Source organism: Endozoicomonas sp. SCSIO W0465 (assembly GCF_023716865.1).
Lineage (GTDB): Bacteria > Pseudomonadota > Gammaproteobacteria > Pseudomonadales > Endozoicomonadaceae > Endozoicomonas.
The window spans coordinates 3,927,740-3,948,356 of sequence record NZ_CP092417.1 but is presented as its reverse complement, the minus strand read 5'-3'; the positions used below and the strand labels follow the sequence as shown (position 1 = coordinate 3,948,356).

Genomic DNA, 20,617 nt, shown 5'->3' with positions numbered 1-20,617 from the left:
AAAGGCCCGCAGCAGTTCCAGGCTGAATTCGCCGTTCACCTGCCAGCACTCCCACGCTTTGAGCGCTTCCACCTTCGCTTTGTCGGGCAAGCCTTTGCCATGACACATGGAGGAAAAGGCCCGCAGCAGCTCCAGGCTGAATTCACCGTTCACCTGCCAGCACTCCCACGCTTTGAGCGCTTCCACCTTCGCTTTGTCGGGCAAGCCTTTGCCATTACACATGGAGGAAAAGGCCCGCAGCAGTTCCAGGCTGAATTCGCCGTTCACCTGCCAGCACTTCCCACGCTTTGAGCGCTTCCACCTTCGCTTTGTCGGGCAAGCCCCTACTGCTCATCATGGAGGAAAAGGCCCGCAGCAGTTCCAGGCTGAATTCGCCGTTCACCTGCCAGCACTCCCACGCTTTGAACGCTTCCACCTTCGCTTTGTCGGGCAAGCCTTTGCCATGACACATGGAGGAAAAGGCCCGCAGCAGTTCCAGGCTGAATTCGCCGTTCACCTGCCAGCACTCCCACGCTTTGAGCGCTTCCACCTTCGCTTTGTCGGGCAAGCCTTTGCCATTACACATGGAGGAAAAGGCCCGCAGCAGTTCCAGGCTGAATTCGCCGTTCACCTGCCAGCACTCCCACGCTTTGAGCGCTTCCACCTTCGCTTTGTCTGGCAAGCCCCTACGGCTCATCATGGAGGAAAAGGCCCGCAGCAGTTCCAGGCTGAATTCGCCGTTCACCTGCCAGCACTTCCACGCTTTGAGCGCTTCCACCTTCGTTTTGTCGGGCAAGCCCCTACTGCTCATCATGGAGGAAAAGGCCCGCAGCAGTTCCAGGCTGAATTCGCCGTTCAGCTGCCAGCACTCCCACGCTTTGAACGCTTCCACCTTCGCTTTGTCGGGCAAGCCTTTGCCATGACACATGGAGGAAAAGGCCCGCAGCAGTTCCAGGCTGAATTCGCCGTTCACCTGCCAGCACTCCCACGCTTTGAGCGCTTCCACCTTCGCTTTGTCGGGCAAGCCTTTGCCATTACACATGGAGGCAATCTGTTTCAAGCATGGGTTAGCAGCAACCGCCTGAATGTTTTCCTCGCTTTCTTCTGCAAACTTCTTTATCTGAGTCTTACAGCTGAACATGCTGGTAAGGCAGCTGGTATTGGTAATCTGTCGGGTATTTACCGCTAAAAAGAACGTGTTGGCCTTAGCAAAATAGTCTGTGAAAATGGGAGCTTCATTAACAATGCTGAAGCTTTTTAACCTGGAAAAAAGCGAATGAGCGGGCGGCTTCCCCCTGTCTCGCGATAATTGGATTTTCCTGTCATTGAGGGTTTTCAGCAGTATCCCGGCATTCTTTAGTACTGCTTGTATTTCTTGATTATTTAAATGTGTTCGTAGTTCATTTTGCTGGCTTACAGAAAATTCTGAAATTAACGTATCAGGGGTAATTGCTGCAGTGAGCGGTACCTCCTCCATTGGTTCAGGCATGTCCTGCACCGTAGCTGAGGTGGACTCATTGCCAGTTAAGGTTATCTGGCCGCTTGCTGTGGGTAGATTTCTTGATTCGGGCCGGACCACGGCTATAGGACGGGAATCTTCGGGCGCTATGGCTGGTTCGGTCTCCATCGGCTCCGGATGACCCTGAACCAATGTACAAGGAGAGCACGCAATGCTGTTGCTGTTTGGCAGTAACACGTCTGGGCTTTATGGGTGGAGTGATCCCGCATTCAGGTTGCTGTTGATGCGGAGGGAAGATTCCGGTACCCGTTGTTGTCTGTTCCACCTGGTAACCTGCCATGATTCGCTTTCTTTTGCGTTTTCGGCTGGTTGTCGGCTTGTCCTTTCCTGATTCAGTAAATGTTAACGGGGATACCGTATCTGCGGTTGCCGAGGAGGAAGGTGAGTGCATGGCTTATATCAAGTTTTTTTCCAGTAGGTGAATCGTCTGGGGAAAACAGCAATAAGCAGGTAATAGTTTGCTTCCATATATTCTGACCTAATCAGTAAATAGTTCCATACCCTGGTTTCCGGGGCTTTAGGCTGACTACATCTTCATTCATGATTTGCTGGAAAAAATATTTAAAACCAAACTTCTGCCAACTTATTGATATTTTCCTGAAATCGGTCGTCCAAGGATCAACAGATACTCAGTAATACCATCATGCTGCCTATGCAATGCCAGATTAAGAACCTGAACCACCCTGGCCTGGTTGCTGGAATGTGTTGGGAACTAAAGATAGCTGAATATATCGATGCGCGTATACCAAATGTTTGAGCAATTTCAAACACCCATTAATTAAACTGCCAATTTTTGGTCGACGGATATTCAGCGCGGGTTTGCTAATTATTAGCACCAATTTATTGCACTAACTCTTCAAGCCAGTCAGGGTTGTTGTCGTCCAGTTCTGACTCTGTCGACAAGAAATCAAAATCCGGATTCCAAAAATCAATGTCGTTTAGTCCAAGAGGATCTTTTTTTCGGTTTTCAAAGGCTATAAGCCAAGCGTTGTGTGTGTCTGCTCATTCACATCATGATGGTCAATTTTTTCGAGAACATTCGTTAATTGCGTAGTCGTCATTCTTCCCGATAAGGTTCCAGTATTTCAAGTTCTGCATTGCCCAACACCTGAAAACAATTCAGCTCTTTCATCGCAGTTTCAAAGGTAGCCTGCGGCCCCTGGATGTTACTGTTGGAAACCTGGTCTGGAGTTGGCGTGATTGCCCGGGGTCGTGGCTGAGGGATTGCTGTTACTACTGGTGTTTTTGTTGCCTCAATCTGTTCCAACTTTGTAGCCACCGCGTTTTTAACGAGGTCTGGAACAACGCCGTCTTTATCACCCCGGATCACCGGGCTGAGTGCCGTGCATAAACCGGCGGTTAGCTGGCCGTTGCTGGCATAGTGGGCCAGAGATGACCAGACCGCAGGCTTTAATGGTAAGTTGGATTTGATGATAGTAATAATCAGAGACAGTGGCAGCAGTGGTGCTGTTTTTTTATGCCCGGCTTTCCTGGTCTCTTTGGCTCTTTCTTGCATTTGAGCTAATTTATCCTCAAGCCTGATCGCATAGTGATCGCGCTTGTCCTGAGGCTTTTCATACCATTGTTCTGTGAATTCGGTTGCCTTGAAAAAGGCGGTCAACTGTTCCAATGTCCAGTTCTTTATGACAAAACCGGTATCAGTGAGGGTGAACTCTGGCTTTTGGAGTACAACCGTTTCGCCATAGAGGGGTATGACAGTAAGCCTTTGCTTCTTGAATTGATACTCTGTTTGTTGCAGCTCAAACAACATGGCAGTAATAAAGTGCCACAGGCGTTCCTGTCCCGTCATGGTGTGATCACCATCGACAATCACCCTTCTTTTATCAACACTGGTCACTCGGGTTGAAAAACAGAGAGCGGGTATCTTCTCGTGTCCGGGTAGATAGTGCTTTGTCAGCAGCATTCCTTCCAGCAACTGTTGCTGAATCGTTACCCCGGGAGCGGTTTCAGGTGTAGCCTGATAGTCAAGACAGGCATCCATGAATTGCTGCATTTTTTGTGGCCCGAGTACCCGGTGTGACCGGTACCATTGTGAGAGGGTGGGCACGGTCTTGAATAGCTCGTCCATCTTGTCAGCGTATTTTGAGCGGTTATCCACGGACTGTGGCCAGAGAATCTCCAGCATCATGCGTTTAGACAGCGTGTACTCAAGTCGCTGCTCAAGCTGTTGGCGGAGTGGTTTTAATGCATCCCACTGCGCATGGGTTGGGCAGGCTTCAGGTTTCTGCACAGTTCAAGGTATTCCAGCCTCTCAGGTTCCGGGAACTGCGTTAGTGCATGTTTCGTTAAAGCCAGTGGTGCAGGAATGGATAATGCCTTGGTGAGTGCCTCTTTATAGCGTGGATTTTCACGATGCATTGCAATCCAGAACCGGATGCCAGGTCCTCCATGGATAGCCAGTATCGGCAGCAAGGATTTCAATGCAGCAAGAACAGCCACTCCTTCATTTTGTGAGCTTTTGTGGGCAGCCAGATATTGTTGAAATTCTGTAATTTCCATGTGCCATTTTGCGGGAGCAGAGAAGAACAGCGCCAGTGCTTTCATTTGACTTGATTCTAAAAGATCATCATCATCACTGCTGTCGTCTCCAATGTCCGTAGGATAACCATGCTGTTTAAGGCATTGGCGGAGTATGTTCTCCTTTTCAGTCAGTTTTTCTCCTGAGGGCAAACCAAAGGCTGGAAATAGGCGGCAAGCAACTTTAAGCAAATTCTTCTGATTATCAGAAGGTAGCCAGTCAACAAAGGCTTCCACCTTTGCTTTGTCGGGCAAGCCTTTGCCATGACACATGGAAGAAAAGGCCCGCAGCAGTTCCAGGCTGAATTCGCAGTTCACCTGCCAGCACTCCCACGCTATGAGCGCTTCCACCTTCGCTTTGTCGGGCAAGCCTTTGCCATGACACATGGAGGAAAAGGCCCGCAGCAGTTCCAGGCTGAATTCACCGTTCACCTGCCAGCACTCCCACGCTATGAGCGCTTCCACCTTCGCTTTGTCGGGCAAGCCTTTGCCATGACACATGGAGGAAAAGGCCCGCAGCAGTTCCAGGCTGAATTCACCGTTCACCTGCCAGCACTCCCACGCTATGAGCGCTTCCACCTTCGCTTTGTCGGGCAAGCCTTTGCCATGACACATGGAGGAAAAGGCCCGCAGCAGTTCCAGGCTGAATTCGCCGTTCACCTGCCAGCACTCCCACGCTTTGAGCGCTTCCACCTTCGCTTTGTCGGGCAAGCCTTTGCCATGACACATGGAGGAAAAGGCCCGCAGCAGTTCCAGGCTGAATTCGCCGTTTACCTGCCAGCACTCCCACGTTTTGAGCGCTTCCACCTTCGCTTTGTCGGGCAAGCCTTTGCCATTACACATGGAGGAAAAGGCCCGCAGCAGTTCCAGGCTGAATTCGCCGTTCACCTGCCAGCACTCCCACGCTTTGAGCGCTTCCACCTTCGCTTTGTCGGGCAAGCCCCTACGGCTCATCATGGAGGAAAAGGCCCGCAGCAGTTCCAGGCTGAATTCGCCGTTCACCTGCCAGCACTCCCACGCTTTGAGCGCTTCCACCTTCGCTTTGTCAGGCAAGCCTTTGCCATGACACATGGAGGAAAAGGTCCGCAGCAGTTCCAGGCTGAATTCGCCGTTCACCTGCCAGCACTCCCACGCTTTGAACGCTTCCACCTTCGCTTTGCCGGGCAAGCCTTTGCCATGACACATGGAGGAAAAGGCCCGCAGCAGCTCCAGGCTGAATTCGCCGTTCACCTGCCAGCACTCCCACGCTTTGAGCACTTCCACCTTCGCTTTGTCGGGTAAGCCTTTGCCATTACACATGGAGGAAAAGGCCCTCAGCAGTTCCAGGCTGAATTTGCCGTTCACCTGCCAGCACTCCCACGCTTTGAACGCTTCCACCTTCGCTTTGTCGGGCAAGCCTTTGCCATTACACATGGAGGAAAAGGCCCGCAGCAGTTTCAGGCTGAATTCGCCGTTCACCTGCCAGCACTCCCATGCTTTGAGCGCTTCCACCTTCGCTTTGTCGGGCAAGCCTTTGCCATTACACATGGAGGAAAAGGCCCGCAGCAGTTCCAGGCTGAATTCGCCGTTCACCTGCCAGCACTCCCACGCTTTGAGCGCTTCCACCTTCGCTTTGTCGGGCAAGCCCCTATGGCTCATCATGGAGGAAAAGGCCCGCAGCAGTTCCAGGCTGAATTCGCCGTTCACTTGCCAGCACTCCCACGCTTTGAGCGCTTCCACCTTTGCTTTGTCGGGAAAGCCCCTGCTGCTCATCATGGAGGAAAAGGCCCGCAGCAGTTCCAGGCTGAATTCGCCGTTCACCTGCCAGCACTCCCACGCCACGCACGCTTCCACCTTCGCTTTGTCGGGCAAGCCTTTGCCATACACATGGAGGAAAAGGCCCGCAGCAGTTCCAGGCTGAATTCGCCGTTCACCTGCCAGCACTCCCACGCCACGCACGCTTCCACCTTCGCTTTGTCGGGCAAGCCTTTGCCATTACACATGGAGGTAATCTGTTTCAAGCATGGGTTAGCAGCAACCGCCTGAATGTTTTTCTCGCTTTCTTCTGCAAACTTCTTTATCTGAGTCTTCCATCTGAGCATGCTGGTAAGGCAGCTGGTATTGGTAATCTGCCGGGTATTTACTGCTAAAAAGAACGTGTTGGCCTTAGCAAAATAGTCGGTGAAAATCGGAGCTTCATTAACAATGCTGAAGCTTTTTAACTTGGAAAAAAGCGAATGAGCGGGCGGCTTCCCCCTGTCTCGCGATAATTGGATTTTCCTGTCATTGAGGGTTTTCAGCAGGATCCCGGCATTCTTTAGTACTGCTTGTATTTCTTGATTATTTAAATGTGTTCGTAGTTCATTTTGCTGGCTTACAGAAAATTCTGAAATTAACGTATCAGGGGTAATTGCTGCAGTGAGCGGTACCTCCTCCATTGGTTCAGGCATGTCCTGCACCGTAGCTGAGGTGGACTCATTGCCAGTTAACGTTATCTGGCCGCTTGCAGTGGGTAGATTTCTTGATTGGGGCCGGACCACGGCATAGGGCGGGAATCTTCGGGCGCTATGGCTGGTTCGGTCTCCATCGGCTCCGGATGACCCTGAATCAATGTACAAGGAGAGCACGCAATGCTGTTGCTGTTGCGCAGTAACACGCCTGGGCTTTATGGGTGGAGTGTCCCGCATTCAGGTTGCTGTTGATGCGGAGGGAAGTTCCGGTACCCGTTGTTGTCTGTTTCACCTGGTAACCTGCCATGATTCGCTTTCTTTTGCGTTTTCGGCTGGTTGTCGGCTTGTCCTTTCCTGATTCAGTAAATGTTAACGGGGATACCGTATCTGCGGTTGCCGAGGAGGAAGGTGAGTGCATGGCTTATATCAAGTTTTTTTCCAGTAGGTGAATCGTCGGGGATAACAGCAATAAGCAGGTAATAGTTTGCTTCCATATATTCTGACCTAATCAGTAAATAGTTCCATACCCTGGTTTCCGGGGCTTTAGGCTGACTACATCTTCATTCATGATTTGCTGGAAAAAATATTTAAAACCAAACTTCTGCCAACTTATTGATATTTTCCTGAAATCGGTCGTCCAAGGATCAACAGATACTCAGTAATACCATCATGCTGCCTATGCAATGCCAGATTAAGAACCTGAACCACCCTGGCCTGGTTGCTGGAATGTGTTGGGAACTAAAGATAGCTGAATATATCGATGCGCGTATACCAAATGTTTGAGCAATTTCAAACACCCATTAATTAAACTGCCAATTTTTGGTCGACGGATATTCAGCGCGGGTTTGCTAATTATTAGCACCAATTTATTGCACTAACTCTTCAAGCCAGTCAGGGTTGTTGTCGTCCAGTTCTGACTCTGTGGACAAGAAATCAAAATCCGGATTCCAAAAATCAATGTCGTTTAGTCCAAGAGGATCTTTTTTTCGGTTTTCAAAGGCTATAAGCCAAGCGTTGTGTGTCTGTTCATTCACATCATGATGGTCGATTTTTTCGAGAACACTCGTTAATTGCGTAGTCGTCATTCTTTCCCGATAAGGTTCCAGTATTTCAAGTTCTGCATTTCCCAACACCTGAAAACAATTCAGCTCTTTCATCGCAGTTTCAAAGGTAGCCTGCGGCCCCTGGATGCTACTGTTGGAAATCTGGTTTGGAGTTGGCGTGATTGCCCGGGGTCGTGGCTGAGGGATTGCTGTTACTACTGGTGTTTTTGTTGCCTCAATCTGTTCCAACTTTGCAGCCACCGCATTTTTAACGAGGTCTGGAACAACGCCGTCTTTATCACCCCGGATCACCGGGGTGAGTGCCGTGCATAAACCGGCGGTTAGCTGGCCGTTGCTGGCATAGTGGGCCAGAGATGACCAGACCGCAGGCTTTAATGGTAAGTTGGATTTGATGATAGTAATAATCAGAGACAGTGGCAGCAGTGGTGCTGTTTTTTTATGCTCGGCTTTCCTGGTCTCTTTGGCTCTTTCTTTCATTTGAGCTAATTTATCCTCAAGCCTGATCGCATAGTGATCGCGCTTGTCCTGAGGCTTTTCATACCATTGTTCTGTGAATTCGGTTGCCTTGAAAAAGGCGGTCAACTGGTCCAATGTCCAGTTCTTTATGACAAAACCGGTATCAGTGAGGGTAAACTCTGGCTTTTGGAGTACAACCGTTTCGCCATAGAGGGGTATGACAGTAAGCCTTTGCTTCTTGAATTGATACTCTGTTTGTTGCAGCTCAAACAACATGGCAGTAATAAAGTGCCACAGGCGTTCCTGTCCCGTCATGGTGTGATCACCATCGACAATCACCCTTCTTTTATCAACACTGGTCACTCGGGTTGAAAAACAGAGAGCGGGTATCTTCTCGTGTCCCGGTAGATAGTGTTTGTCAGCAGCATTCCTTCCAGCAACCGTTGCTGAATCGTTACCCCGGGAGCGGTTTCAGGTGTAGCCTGATAGTCAAGACAGGCATCCATGAATTGCTGCATTTTTTGTGGCCCGAGTACCCGGTGTGACCGGTACCATTGTGAGAGGGTGGGCACGGTCTTGAATAGCTCGTCCATCTTGTCAGCGTATTTTGAGCGGTTATCCACGGACTGTGGCCAGAGAATCTCCAGCATCATGCGTTTAGACAGCGTGTACTCAAGTCGCTGCTCAAGCTGTTGGCGGAGTGGTTTTAATGCATTCCACTGCGCATGGGTTGGTGCAGGCTTCAGGTTTCTGCACAGTTCAAGGTATTCCAGCCTCTCAGGTTCCGGGAACTGCGTTAGTGCATGTTTCGTTAAAGCCAGTGGTGCAGGAATGGATAATGCCTTGGTGAGTGCCTCTTTATAGCGTGGATTTTCACGATGCATTGCAATCCAGAACCGGATGCCAGGTCCTCCATGGATAGCCAGTATCGGCAGCAAGGATTCCAACGCAGCAAGAACAGCCACTCTTTCATTTTGGGGGCTTTTGTGGGCAGCCAGATATTGTTGAAATTCTGTAATTTCCATGTGCCATTTTGCGGGAGCAGAGAAGAACAAAGTCAGTGCTTTCATTTGACTTGATTCTAAAAGATCATCATCGTCATCACTGCTGTCGTCTCCAATGTCCGTAGGATAAGCATGCTGTTTAAGGCATTGGCGGAGTATTTGCTCCTTATCAGTCAGTTTTTCTCCTGAGGGCAAACCAAAGGCTGGAAATAGGCGGCAAGCAACTTTAAGCAAATTCTTCTGATTATCAGAAGGTAGCCAGCCAACAAAGGCTTCCATCTTCGCTTTGTCGGGCAAGCCTTTGCCATTACACATGGAGGAAAAGGCCCGCAGCAGTTCCAGGCTGAATTTGCCGTTCACCTGCCAGCACTCCCACGCTATGAGCGCTTCCACCTTCGCTTTGTCGGGCAAGCCTTTGCCATGACACATGGAGGAAAAGGCCCGCAGCAGTTCCAGGCTGAATTCGCCGTTCACCTGCCAGCACTCCCACGCTTTGAGCGCTTCCACCTTCGCTTTGTCGGGTAAGCCTTTGCCATTACACATGGAGGAAAAGGCGCAGCAGTTCCAGGCTGAATTCGCCGTTCACCTGCCAGCACTCCCACGCTTTGAGCGCTTCACCTTCGCTTTGTCGGGCAAGCCTTTACCATACACATGGAGGAAAAGGCCCGCAGCAGTTCCAGGCTGAATTCGCCGTTCACCTGCCAGCACTCCCACGCTTTGAGCGCTTCCACCTTCGCTTTGTCGGGCAAGCCTTTGCCATGACACATGGAGGAAAAGGCCCGCAGCAGTTCCAGGCTGAATTCGCCGTTCACCTGCCAGCACTCCCACGCTTTGAGCGCTTCCACCTTCGCTTTGTCGGGCAAGCCTTTGCCATTACACATGGAGGAAAAGGCCGCAGCAGTTCCAGGCTGAATTCGCCGTTCACCTGCCAGCACTCCCACGCTTTGAGCGCTTCCACCTTCGCTTTGTCGGGCAAGCCCCTTGCTCACATGAGGAAAAGGCCCGCAGCAGTTCCAGGCTGAATTCGCCGTTCACCTGCCAGCACTCCCACGCTTTGACGCTTCCACCTTCGCTTTGTCGGGCAAGCCTTTGCCATGACACATGGAGGAAAAGGCCCGCAGCAGTTCCAGGCTGAATTCGCCGTTCACCTGCCAGCACTCCCACGCTTTGAGCGCTTCCACCTTCGCTTTGTCGGGCAAGCCTTTGCATTACACATGGAGGAAAAGGCCCGCAGCAGTTCCAGGCTGAATTCGCCGTTCACCTGCCAGCACTCCCACGCTTTGAGCGCTTCCACCTTCGCTTTGTCGGGCAAGCCTTTGCCATACACATGGAGGAAAAGGCCCGCAGCAGTTCCAGGCTGAATTCGCCGTTCACTTGCCAGCACTCCCATGCTTTGAGCGCTTCCACCTTCGCTTTGTCGGGCAAGCCCCTACTGCTCATCATGGAGGAAAAGGCCCGCAGCAGTTCCAGGCTGAATTCGCCGTTCACCTGCCAGCACTCCCACGCCACGCACGCTTCCACCTTCGCTTTGTCGGGCAAGCCTTTGCTATTACACATGGAGGAAAAGGCCCGCAGCAGTTCCAGGCTGAATTCGCCGTTCACCTGCCAGCACTCCCACGCCACGCACGCTTCCACCTTCGCTTTGTCGGGCAAGCCTTTGCCATTACACATGGAGGCAATCTGTTTCAAGCATGGGTTAGCAGCAACCGCCTGAATGTTTTCCTCGCTTTCTTCTGCAAACTTCTTTATCTGAGTCTTACAGCTGAACATGCTGGTAAGGCAGCTGGTATTGGTAATCTGCCGGGTATTTACCGCTAAAAAGAACGTGTTGGCCTTAGCAAAATAGTCTGTGAAAATCGGAGCTTCATTAACAATGCTGAAGCTTTTTAACCTGGAAAAAAGCGAATGTGCGGGCGGCTTCCCCCTGTCTCGCGATAATTGGATTTTCCTGTCATTGAGGGTTTTCAGCAGGATCCCGGCATTCTTTAGTACTGCTTGTATTTCTTGATTATTTAAATGTGTTCGTAGTTCATTTTGCTGGCTTACAGAAAATTCTGAAATTAACGTATCAGGGGTAATTGCTGCAGTGAGCGGTACCTCCTCCATTGGTTCAGGCATGTCCTGCACCGTAGCTGAGGTGGACTCATTGCCAGTTAACGTTATCTGGCCGCTTGCAGTGGGTAGATTTCTTGATTGGGGCCGGACCACGGCTACAGGGCGGGAATCTTCGGGCGCTATGGCTGGTTCGGTCTCCATCGGCTCCGGATGACCCTGAATCAATGTACAAGGAGAGCACGCAATGCTGTTGCTGTTGGCAGTAACACGCCTGGGCTTTATGGGTGGAGTGGTCCCGCATTCAGGTTGCTGTTGATGCGGAGGGAAGGTTCCGGTACCCGTTGTTGTCTGTTTCACCTGGTAACCTGCCATGATTCGCTTTCTTTTGCGTTTTCGGCTGGTTGTCGGCTTGTCCTTTCCTGATTCAGTAAATGTTAACGGGGATACCGTATCTGCGGTTGCCGAGGAGGAAGGTGAGTGCATGGCTTATATCAAGTTTTTTTCCAGTAGGTGAATCGTCCGGGGATAACAGCAATAAGCAGGTAATAGTTTGCTTCCATATATTCTGACCTAATCAGTAAATAGTTCCATACCCTGTATCCGTTTCCGGGCTTTAGGCTGACTACATCTTCATTCATGATTTGCTGGAAAAAATATTTAAAACCAAACTTCTGCCAACTTATTGATATTTTCCTGAAATCGGTCGTCCAAGGATCAACAGATACTCAGAATACCATCATGCTGCCTATGCAATGCCAGATTAAGAACCTGAACCACCCTGGCCTGGTTGCTGGAATGTGTTGGGCACTAAAGATAGCTGAATATATCGATGCGCGTATACCAAATGTTTGAGCAGTTTCAAACACCCATTAATTAAACTGCCAATTTTTGGTCGACGGATATTCAGCGCGGGTTTGCTAATTATTAGCACCAATTTATTGCACTAACTCTTCAAGCCAGTCAGGGTTGTTGTCGTCCAGTTCTGACTCTGTCGACAAGAAATCAAAATCCGGATTCCAAAAATCAATGTCGTTTAGTCCAAGAGGATCTTTTTTTCGGTTTTCAAAGGCTATAAGCCAAGCGTTGTGTGTCTTCATTCACATCATGATGGTCAATTTTTTCGAGAACACTCGTTAATTGCGTAGTCGTCATTCTTCCCGATAAGGTTCCAGTATTTCAAGTTCTGCATTGCCCAACACCTGAAAACAATTCAGCTCTTTCATTGCAGTTTCAAAGGTAGCCTGCGGCTCCTGGATGCTACTGTTGGAAACCTGGTCTGGAGTTGGCGTGATTGCCCGGGGTCGTGGCTGAGGGATTGCTGTTACTACTGGTGTTTTTGTTGCCTCAATCTGTTCCAACTTTGCAGCCACGGCATTTTTAACGAGGTCTGGAACAACGCCGTCTTTATCACCCCGGATCACCGGGCTGAGTGCCGTGCATAAACCGGCGGTTAGCTGGCCGTTGCTGGCATAGTGGGCCAGAGATGACCAGACCGCAGGCTTTAATGGTAAGTTGGATTTGATGATAGTAATAATCAGAGACAGTGGCAGCAGTGGTGCTGTTTTTTATGCCGGCTTTCCTGGTCTCTTTGGCTCTTTCTTCATTTGAGCTAATTTATCCTCAAGCCTGATCGCATAGTGATCGCGCTTGTCCTGAGGCTTTTCATACCATTGTTCTGTGAATTCGGTTGCCTTGAAAAAGGCGGTCAACTGGTCCAATGTCCAGTTCTTTATGACAAAACCGGTATCAGTGAGGGTAAACTCTGGCTTTTGGAGTACAACCGTTTCGCCATAGAGGGGTATGACAGTAAGCCTTTGCTTCTTGAATTGATACTCTGTTTGTTGCAGCTCAAACAACATGGCAGTAATAAAGTGCCACAGGCGTTCCTGTCCCGTCATGGTGTGATCACCATCGACAATCACCCTTCTTTTATCAACACTGGTCACTCGGGTTGAAAAACAGAGAGCGGGTATCTTCTCGTGTCCCGGTAGATAGTGGTTTGTCAGCAGCATTCCTTCCAGCAACCGTTGCTGAATCGTTACCCCGGGAGCGGTTTCAGGTGTAGCCTGATAGTCAAGACAGGCATCCATGAATTGCTGCATTTTTTGTGGCCCGAGTACCCGGTGTGACCGGTACCATTGTGAGAGGGTGGGCACGGTCTTGAATAGCTCGTCCATCTTGTCAGCGTATTTTGAGCGGTTATCCACGGACTGTGGCCAGAGAATCTCCAGCATCATGCGTTTAGACAGCGTGTACTCAAGTCGCTGCTCAAGCTGTTGGCGGAGTGGTTTTAATGCATCCCACTGCGCATGGGTTGGGGCAGGCTTCAGGTTTCTGCACAGTTCAAGGTATTCCAGCCTCTCAGGTTCCGGGAACTGCGTTAGTGCATGTTTCGTTAAAGCCAGTGGTGCAGGAATGGATAATGCCTTGGTGAGTGCCTCTTTATAGCGTGGATTTTCACGATGCATTGCAATCCAGAACCGGATGCCAGGTCCTCCATGGATAGCCAGTATCGGCAGCAAGGATTTCAACGCAGCAAGAACAGCCGCTCTTTCATTTTGGGGGCTTTTGTGGGCAGCCAGATATTGTTGAAATTCTGTAATTTCCATGTGCCATTTTGCGGGAGCAGAGAAGAACAGAGCCAGTGCTTTCATTTGACTTGATTCTAAAAGATCGTCATCGTCATCACTGCTGTCGTCTCCAATGCCCGTAGGATAACCATGCTGTTTAAGGCATTGGCGGAGTATTTGCTCCTTGTCAGTCAGTTTTTCTCCTGAGGGCAAACCAAAGGCTGGAAATAGGCGGCAAGCAACTTTAAGCAAATTCTTCTGATTATCAGAAGGTAGCCAGCCAACAAAGGCTTCCATCTTCGCTTTGTCGGGCAAGCCTTTGCCATTACACATGGAGGAAAAGGCCCGCAGCAGTTCCAGGCTGAATTTGCCGTTCACCTGCCAGCACTCCCACGCTTTGAACGCTTCCACCTTCGCTTTGTCGGGCAAGCCTTTGCCATTACACATGGAGGAAAAGGCCCGCAGCAGTTTCCAGGCTGAATTCGCCGTTCACCTGCCAGCACTCCCATGCTTTGAGCGCTTCCACCTTCGCTTTGTCGGGCAAGCCTTTGCCATTACACATGGAGGAAAAGGCCCGCAGCAGTTCCAGGCTGAATTCGCCGTTCACCTGCCAGCACTCCCACGCTTTCAGTGCTTCCACCTTCGCTTTGTCGGGCAAGCCTTTGCCATGACACATGGAGGAAAAGGCCCGCAGCAGTTCCAGGCTGAATTCGCCGTTCACCTGCCAGCACTCCCACGCTTTGAGCGCTTCCACCTTCGCTTTGTCGGGCAAGCCTTTGCCATGACACATGGAGGAAAAGGCCCGCAGCAGTTCCAGGCTGAATTCGCCGTTCACCTGCCAGCACTCCCACGCTTTGAGCGCTTCCACCTTCGCTTTGTCGGGTAAGCCTTTGCCATTACACATGGAGGAAAAGGCCCGCAGCAGTTCCAGGCTGAATTCGCCGTTCACCTGCCAGCACTCCCACGCTTTGAGCGCTTCCACCTTTGCTTTGTCGGGCAAGCCCCTACTGCTCATCATGGAGGAAAAGGCCCGCAGCAGTTCCAGGCTGAATTCGCCGTTCACCTGCCAGCACTCCCACGCTTTGAGCGCTTCCACCTTCGCTTTGTCGGGCAAGCCTTTGCCATGACACATGGAGGAAAAGGCCGCAGCAGTTCCAGGCTGAATTCGCCGTTCACCTGCCAGCACTCCCACGCTTTGAGCGCTTCCACCTTCGCTTTGTCGGGCAAGCCTTTGCCATGACACATGGAGGAAAAGGCCCGCAGCAGCTCCAGGCTGAATTCACCGTTCACCTGCCAGCACTCCCACGCTTTGAGCGCTTCCACCTTCGCTTTGTCGGGCAAGCCTTTGCCATTACACATGGAGGAAAAGGCCCGCAGCAGTTCCAGGCTGAATTCGCCGTTCACCTGCCAGCACTTCCACGCTTTGAGCGCTTCCACCTTCGCTTTGTCGGGCAAGCCCCTACTGCTCATCATGGAGGAAAAGGCCCGCAGCAGTTCCAGGCTGAATTCGCCGTTCACCTGCCAGCACTCCCACGCTTTGACGCTTCCACCTTCGCTTTGTCGGGCAAGCCTTTGCCATGACACATGGAGGAAAAGGCCCGCAGCAGTTCCAGGCTGAATTCGCCGTTCACCTGCCAGCACTCCCACGCTTTGAGCGCTTCCACCTTCGCTTTGTCGGGCAAGCCTTTGCCATTACACATGGAGGAAAAGGCCCGCAGCAGTTCCAGGCTGAATTCACCGTTCACCTGCCAGCACTCCCACGCTTTGAGCGCTTCCACCTTCGCTTTGTCTGGCAAGCCCCTACGGCTCATCATGGAGGAAAAGGCTCGCAGCAGTTCCAGGCTGAATTCGCCGTTCACCTGCCAGCACTCCCACGCCACGCACGCTTCCACCTTCGCTTTGTCGGGCAAGCCTTTGCCATTACACATGGAGGTAATCTGTTTCAAGCATGGGTTAGCAGCAACCGCCTGAATGTTTTCCTCGCTTTCTTCTGCAAACTTCTTTATCTGAGACTTACAGCTGAACATGCTGGTAAGGCAGCTGGTATTGGTAATCTGCCGGGTATTTACCGCTAAAAAGAACGTGTTGGCCTTAGCAAAATAGTCTGTGAAAATCGGAGCTTCATTAACAATGCTGAAGCTTTTTAACCTGGAAAAAAGCGAATGTGCGGGCGGCTTCCCCCTGTCTCGCGATAATTGGATTTTCCTGTCATTGAGGGTTTTCAGCAGGATCCCGGCATTCTTTAGTACTGCTTGTATTTCTTGATTATTTAAATGTGTTCGTAGTTCATTTTGCTGGCTTACAGAAAATTCTGAAATTAACGTATCAGGGGTAATTGCTGCAGTGAGCGGTACCTCCTCCATTGGTTCAGGCATGTCCTGCACCGTAGCTGAGGTGGACTCATTGCCAGTTAACGTTATCTGGCCGCTTGCAGTGGGTAGATTTCTTGATTGGGGCCGGACCACGGCTACAGGGCGGGAATCTTCGGGCGCTATGGCTGGTTCGGTCTCCATCGGCTCCGGATGACCCTGAATCAATGTACAAGGAGAGCACGCAATGCTGTTGCTGTTGGCAGTAACACGCCTGGGCTTTATGGGTGGAGTGGTCCCGCATTCAGGTTGCTGTTGATGCGGAGGGAAGGTTCCGGTACCCGTTGTTGTCTGTTTCACCTGGTAACCTGCCATGATTCGCTTTCTTTTGCGTTTTCGGCTGGTTGTCGGCTTGTCCTTTCCTGATTCAGTAAATGTTAACGGGGATACCGTATCTGCGGTTGCCGAGGAGGAAGGTGAGTGCATGGCTTATATCAAGTTTTTTCCAGTAGGTGAATCGTCTGGGGAAACAGCAATAAGCAGGTAATAGTTTGCTTCCATATATTCTGACCTAATCAGTAAATAGTTCCATACCCTGGTTTCCGGGGCTTTAGGCTGACTACATCTTCATTCATGATTTGCTGGAAAAAATATTTAAAACCAAACTTCTGCCAACTTATTGATATTTTCCTGAAATCGGTCGTCCAAGGATCAACAGATACTCAGTAATACCATCATGCTGCCTATGCAATGCCAGATTAAGAACCTGAACCACCCTGGCCTGGTTGCTGGAATGTGTTGGGAACTAAAGATAGCTGAATATATCGATGCGCGTATACCAAATGTTTGAGCAATTTCAAACACCCATTAATTAAACTGCCAATTTTTGGTCGACGGATATTCAGCGCGGGTTTGCTAATTATTAGCACCAATTTATTGCACTAACTCTTCAAGCCAGTCAGGGTTGTTGTCGTCCAGTTCTGACTCTGTGGACAAGAAATCAAAATCCGGATTCCAAAAATCAATGTCGTTTAGTCCAAGAGGATCTTTTTTTCGGTTTTCAAAGGCTATAAGCCAAGCGTTGTGTGTCTGTTCATTCACATCATGATGGTCGATTTTTTCGAGAACACTCGTTAATTGCGTAGTCGTCATTCTTTCCCGATAAGGTTCCAGTATTTCAAGTTCTGCATTTCCCAACACCTGAAAACAATTCAGCTCTTTCATCGCAGTTTCAAAGGTAGCCTGCGGCCCCTGGATGCTACTGTTGGAAATCTGGTTTGGAGTTGGCGTGATTGCCCGGGGTCGTGGCTGAGGGATTGCTGTTACTACTGGTGTTTTTGTTGCCTCAATCTGTTCCAACTTTGCAGCCACCGCATTTTTAACGAGGTCTGGAACAACGCCGTCTTTATCACCCCGGATCACCGGGGTGAGTGCCGTGCATAAACCGGCGGTTAGCTGGCCGTTGCTGGCATAGTGGGCCAGAGATGACCAGACCGCAGGCTTTAATGGTAAGTTGGATTTGATGATAGTAATAATCAGAGACAGTGGCAGCAGTGGTGCTGTTTTTTTATGCTCGGCTTTCCTGGTCTCTTTGGCTCTTTCTTTCATTTGAGCTAATTTATCCTCAAGCCTGATCGCATAGTGATCGCGCTTGTCCTTAGGCTTTTCATACCATTGTTCTGTGAATTCGGTTGCCTTGAAAAAGGCGGTCAACTGTTCCAATGTCCAGTTCTTTATGACAAAACCGGTATCAGTGAGGGTAAACTCTGGTTTTTTGAGTACGACCGTTTCGCCATCGAGGGGTATGACAGTGAGCCTTTGCTTCTTGAATTGATACTCTGTTTGTTGCAGCTCAAACAACATGGCAGTAATAAAGTGCCACAGGCGTTCCTGTCCCGTTATGGTGTGATCACCATCGACAATCACCCTTCTTTTATCAACACTGGTCACTCGGGTTGAAAAACAGAGAGCGGGTATCTTCTCGTGTCCCGGTAGATAGTGATTTGTCAGCAGCATTCCTTCCAGCAACCGTTGCTGAATCGTTACCTCAGGAGCGGTTTCAGGTGTAGCCTGATAGTCAAGACAGGCATCCATGAATTGCTGCATTTTTTGTGGCCCGAGTACCCGGTGTGACCGGTACCATTGTGAGAGGGTGGGCACGGTCTTGAATAGCTCGTCCATCTTGTCAGCGTATTTTGAGCGGTTATCCACGGACTGTGGCCAGAGAATCTCCAGCATCATGCGTTTAGACAGCGTGTACTCAAGTCGCTGCTCAAGCTGTTGGCGGAGTGGTTTTAATGCATCCCACTGCGCATGGGTTGGTGCAGGCTTCAGGTTTCTGCACAGTTCAAGGTATTCCAGCCTCTCAGGTTCCGGGAACTGCGTTAGTGCATGTTTCGTTAAAGCCAGTGGTGCAGGAATGGATAATGCCTTGGTGAGCGCCTCTTTATAGCGTGGATTTTCACGATGCATTGCAATCCAGAACCGGATGCCAGGTCCTCCATGGATAGCCAGTATCGGCAGCAAGGATTCCAACGCAGCAAGAACAGCCGCTCTTTCATTTTGGGGGCTTTTGTGGGCAGCCAGATATTGTTGAAATTCTGTAATTTCCATGTGCCATTTTGCGGGAGCAGAGAAGAACAGAGCCAGTGCTTTCATTTGACTTGATTCTAAAAGATCGTCATCGTCATCACTGCTGTCGTCTCCAATGTCCGTAGGATAAGCATGCTGTTTAAGGCATTGGCGGAGTATTTTCTCCTTGTCAGTCAGTTTTTCTCCTGAGGGCAAACCAAAGGCTGTAAATAGGCGGCAAGCAACTTTAAGCAAATTCTTCTGATTATCAGAAGGTAGCCAGTTAACAAAGGTTTCCACCTTCGCTTTGTCGGGCAAGCCTTTGCCATGACACATGGAGGAAAAGGCCCGCAGCAGTTCCAGGCTGAATTCGCCGTTCACCTGCCAGCACTCCCACGCTTTGAGCGCTTCCACCTTCGCTTTGTCGGGCAAGCCTTTGCCATTACACATGGAGGAAAAGGCCCGCAGCAGCTCCAGGCTGAATTCGCCGTTCACCTGCCAGCACTCCCACGCTTTGAGCGCTTCCACCTTCGCTTTGTCGGGCAAGCCTTTGCCATGACACATGGAGGAAAAGGCCCGCAGCAGTTCCAGGCTGAATTCGCCGTTCACCTGCCAGCACTCCCACGCTTTGAGCGCTTCCACCTTCGCTTTGTCGGGCAAGCCTTTGCCATGACACATGGAGGAAAAGGCCCGCAGCAGTTCCAGGCTGAATTCGCCGTTCACCTGCCAGCACTCCCACGCTTTGAGCGCTTCCACCTTCGCTTTGTCGGGCAAGCCTTTGCAATGACACATGGAGGAAAAGGCACGCAGTAGTTCCAGGCTGAATTTGCCGTTCACCTGCCAGCACTCCCACGCTTTGAGCGCTTCCACCTTTGCTTTGTCGGGCAAGCCCCTACTGCTCATCATGGAGGAAAAGGCCCGCAGCAGTTCCAGGCTGAATTCGCCGTTCACCTGCCAGCACTCCCACGCTTTGAGCGCTTCCACCTTCGCTTTGTCGGGCAAGCCTTTGCCATGACACATGGAGGAAAAGGCCCGCAGCAGTTCCAGGCTGAATTCGCCGTTCACCTGCCAGCACTCCCACGCTTTGAGCGCTTCCACCTTTGTTTTGTCGGGCAAGCCCCTACTGCTCATCATGGAGGAAAAGGCCCGCAGCAGTTCCAGGCTGAATTCGCCGTTCACCTGCCAGCACTTCCACGCTTTGAGCGCTTCCACCTTCGCTTTGTCGGGCAAGCCCCTACTGCTCATCATGGAGGAAAAGGCCCGCAGCAGTTCCAGGCTGAATTCGCCGTTCACCTGCCAGCACTTCCACGCTTTGAGCGCTTCCACCTTCGTTTTGTCGGGCAAGCCCCTACTGCTCATCATGGAGGAAAAGGCCCGCAGCAGTTCCAGGCTGAATTCGCCGTTCACCTGCCAGCACTCCCACGCTTTGAACGCTTCCACCTTCGCTTTGTCGGGCAAGCCTTTGCCATGACACATGGAGGAAAAGGCCCGCAGCAGTTCCAGGCTGAATTCGCCGTTCACCTGCCAGCACTCCCACGCTTTGAGCGCTTCCACCTTCGCTTTGTCGGGCAAGCCTTTGCCATTACACATGGAGGCAATCTGTTTCAAGCATGGGTTAGCAGCAACCGCCTGAATGTTTTCCTCGCTTTCTTCTGCAAACTTCTTTATCTGAGTCTTACACCTGAGCATGCTGGTAAGGCAGCTGGTATTGGTAATCTGCCGGGTATTTACCGCTAAAAAGAACGTGTTGGCCTTAGCAAAATAGTCTGTGAAAATCGGAGCTTCATTAACAATGCTGAAGCTTTTTAACCTGGAAAAAAGTGAATGTGCGGGCGGCTTCCCCCTGTCTCGTGATAATTGGATTTTCCTGTCATTGAGGGTTTTCAGCAGTATCCCGGCATTCTTTAGTACTGCTTGTATTTCTTGATTATTTAAATGTGTTCGTAGTTCATTTTGTTGGCTTACAGAAAATTCTGAAATTAACGTATCAGGGGTAATTGCTGCAGTGAGCGGTACCTCCTCCATTGGTTCAGGCATGTCCTGCACCGTAGCTGAGGTGGACTCATTGCCAGTTATCGTTATATGGCCGCTTGCTGTGGGTGGATTTCTTGATTGGGACCGGA

Annotated in this window: 18 protein-coding genes; 3 read left to right on the top strand and 15 right to left on the bottom strand. The window is 50.6% G+C overall.

Features of this window, described 5'->3' with window-relative positions; genetic code table 11:
• Positions 1-214: 214 nt before the first annotated feature.
• Positions 215-1,120 (bottom strand): hypothetical protein, encoded by a 906-nt coding sequence (locus tag MJO57_RS17730; protein WP_252017554.1) that lies wholly within the window; start codon positions 1,118-1,120, stop codon positions 215-217.
• A gap of 1,021 nt (positions 1,121-2,141) precedes the next feature.
• On the opposite strand from MJO57_RS17730, the gene MJO57_RS33320 reads away from it, so the two are divergent.
• Positions 2,142-2,255, top strand: a complete 114-nt coding sequence (locus tag MJO57_RS33320; protein WP_371924637.1) for a DUF4277 domain-containing protein — start codon at positions 2,142-2,144, stop codon at positions 2,253-2,255.
• Between the two features lie 300 nt (positions 2,256-2,555).
• On the opposite strand, the gene MJO57_RS17725 is transcribed toward MJO57_RS33320, so the two are convergent.
• Genes MJO57_RS17725 through MJO57_RS17715 form a run of 3 tightly spaced genes read right to left on the bottom strand, consistent with a single transcriptional unit; the run spans position 2,556 to position 6,117 of the window.
• Positions 2,556-3,749, bottom strand: coding sequence for a hypothetical protein (locus MJO57_RS17725; protein ID WP_252017553.1), 1,194 nt, complete (start codon positions 3,747-3,749; stop codon positions 2,556-2,558).
• A complete protein-coding gene (locus tag MJO57_RS17720) occupies positions 3,701-5,869 on the bottom strand; it encodes a hypothetical protein (RefSeq protein WP_252017552.1) in 2,169 nt (722 codons plus the stop codon). Before MJO57_RS17720 ends, MJO57_RS17725 begins: the two co-directional genes overlap by 49 nt.
• Positions 5,833-6,117 carry a hypothetical protein gene (locus MJO57_RS17715; protein ID WP_252017551.1) on the bottom strand — a complete coding sequence of 95 codons (285 nt, stop codon included), beginning with the start codon at positions 6,115-6,117 and terminating at the stop codon, positions 5,833-5,835. The genes MJO57_RS17720 and MJO57_RS17715 overlap by 37 nt, the downstream gene beginning before the upstream one ends.
• Positions 6,118-7,134: 1,017 nt before the next feature.
• Here MJO57_RS17715 and MJO57_RS33315 point away from each other — a divergent pair.
• Positions 7,135-7,248, top strand: coding sequence for a DUF4277 domain-containing protein (locus MJO57_RS33315; RefSeq protein WP_371924637.1), 114 nt, complete (start codon positions 7,135-7,137; stop codon positions 7,246-7,248).
• An 83-nt stretch (positions 7,249-7,331) separates the two neighbouring features.
• Here MJO57_RS33315 and MJO57_RS17710 read toward each other — a convergent pair whose 3' ends face one another.
• From MJO57_RS17710 to MJO57_RS17665, 10 genes are all read right to left on the bottom strand, one after another.
• Entirely contained in the window at positions 7,332-8,348 is a 1,017-nt protein-coding gene (locus MJO57_RS17710; protein WP_252017550.1) for a hypothetical protein, read from the bottom strand.
• The gene (locus MJO57_RS17705) at positions 8,345-9,532 is read right to left on the bottom strand and encodes a hypothetical protein (RefSeq protein ID WP_252017549.1); all 1,188 of its coding nucleotides are present in this window, start codon (positions 9,530-9,532) and stop codon (positions 8,345-8,347) included. Before MJO57_RS17705 ends, MJO57_RS17710 begins: the two co-directional genes overlap by 4 nt.
• A gap of 71 nt (positions 9,533-9,603) precedes the next feature.
• Complete coding sequence (locus tag MJO57_RS17700) at positions 9,604-9,924, bottom strand: hypothetical protein (protein ID WP_252017548.1); 321 nt, start codon at positions 9,922-9,924, stop codon at positions 9,604-9,606.
• A 96-nt stretch (positions 9,925-10,020) separates the two neighbouring features.
• The gene (locus MJO57_RS17695; RefSeq protein WP_252017547.1) at positions 10,021-10,170 is read right to left on the bottom strand and encodes a hypothetical protein; all 150 of its coding nucleotides are present in this window, start codon (positions 10,168-10,170) and stop codon (positions 10,021-10,023) included.
• A gap of 76 nt (positions 10,171-10,246) precedes the next feature.
• Positions 10,247-10,759: a hypothetical protein gene (locus MJO57_RS17690; protein ID WP_252017546.1), complete on the bottom strand. Its 513-nt coding sequence runs from the start codon at positions 10,757-10,759 to the stop codon at positions 10,247-10,249.
• A gap of 1,220 nt (positions 10,760-11,979) precedes the next feature.
• Positions 11,980-12,141 (bottom strand): hypothetical protein, encoded by a 162-nt coding sequence (locus tag MJO57_RS17685; protein WP_252017545.1) that lies wholly within the window; start codon positions 12,139-12,141, stop codon positions 11,980-11,982.
• A 51-nt stretch (positions 12,142-12,192) separates the two neighbouring features.
• Positions 12,193-12,465 carry a hypothetical protein gene (locus MJO57_RS17680; protein WP_252017544.1) on the bottom strand — a complete coding sequence of 91 codons (273 nt, stop codon included), beginning with the start codon at positions 12,463-12,465 and terminating at the stop codon, positions 12,193-12,195.
• A gap of 144 nt (positions 12,466-12,609) precedes the next feature.
• Positions 12,610-14,061 (bottom strand): hypothetical protein, encoded by a 1,452-nt coding sequence (locus tag MJO57_RS17675; protein ID WP_252017543.1) that lies wholly within the window; start codon positions 14,059-14,061, stop codon positions 12,610-12,612.
• Positions 14,054-14,800 (bottom strand): hypothetical protein, encoded by a 747-nt coding sequence (locus tag MJO57_RS17670; protein WP_252017542.1) that lies wholly within the window; start codon positions 14,798-14,800, stop codon positions 14,054-14,056. Before MJO57_RS17670 ends, MJO57_RS17675 begins: the two co-directional genes overlap by 8 nt.
• A gap of 328 nt (positions 14,801-15,128) precedes the next feature.
• Positions 15,129-15,641: a hypothetical protein gene (locus MJO57_RS17665; RefSeq protein WP_252017541.1), complete on the bottom strand. Its 513-nt coding sequence runs from the start codon at positions 15,639-15,641 to the stop codon at positions 15,129-15,131.
• Positions 15,642-16,659: 1,018 nt separating this feature from the next.
• On the opposite strand from MJO57_RS17665, the gene MJO57_RS33310 reads away from it, so the two are divergent.
• The gene (locus tag MJO57_RS33310; RefSeq protein ID WP_371924637.1) at positions 16,660-16,773 is read left to right on the top strand and encodes a DUF4277 domain-containing protein; all 114 of its coding nucleotides are present in this window, start codon (positions 16,660-16,662) and stop codon (positions 16,771-16,773) included.
• Positions 16,774-16,856: 83 nt separating this feature from the next.
• Here the strand turns inward: MJO57_RS33310 and MJO57_RS17660 are convergent, their stop codons facing one another.
• On the bottom strand, positions 16,857-20,183 hold the full coding sequence (locus MJO57_RS17660) for a hypothetical protein (protein WP_252017540.1): 3,327 nt from the start codon (positions 20,181-20,183) through the stop codon (positions 16,857-16,859).
• Between the last annotated feature and the right edge of the window lie 434 nt (positions 20,184-20,617).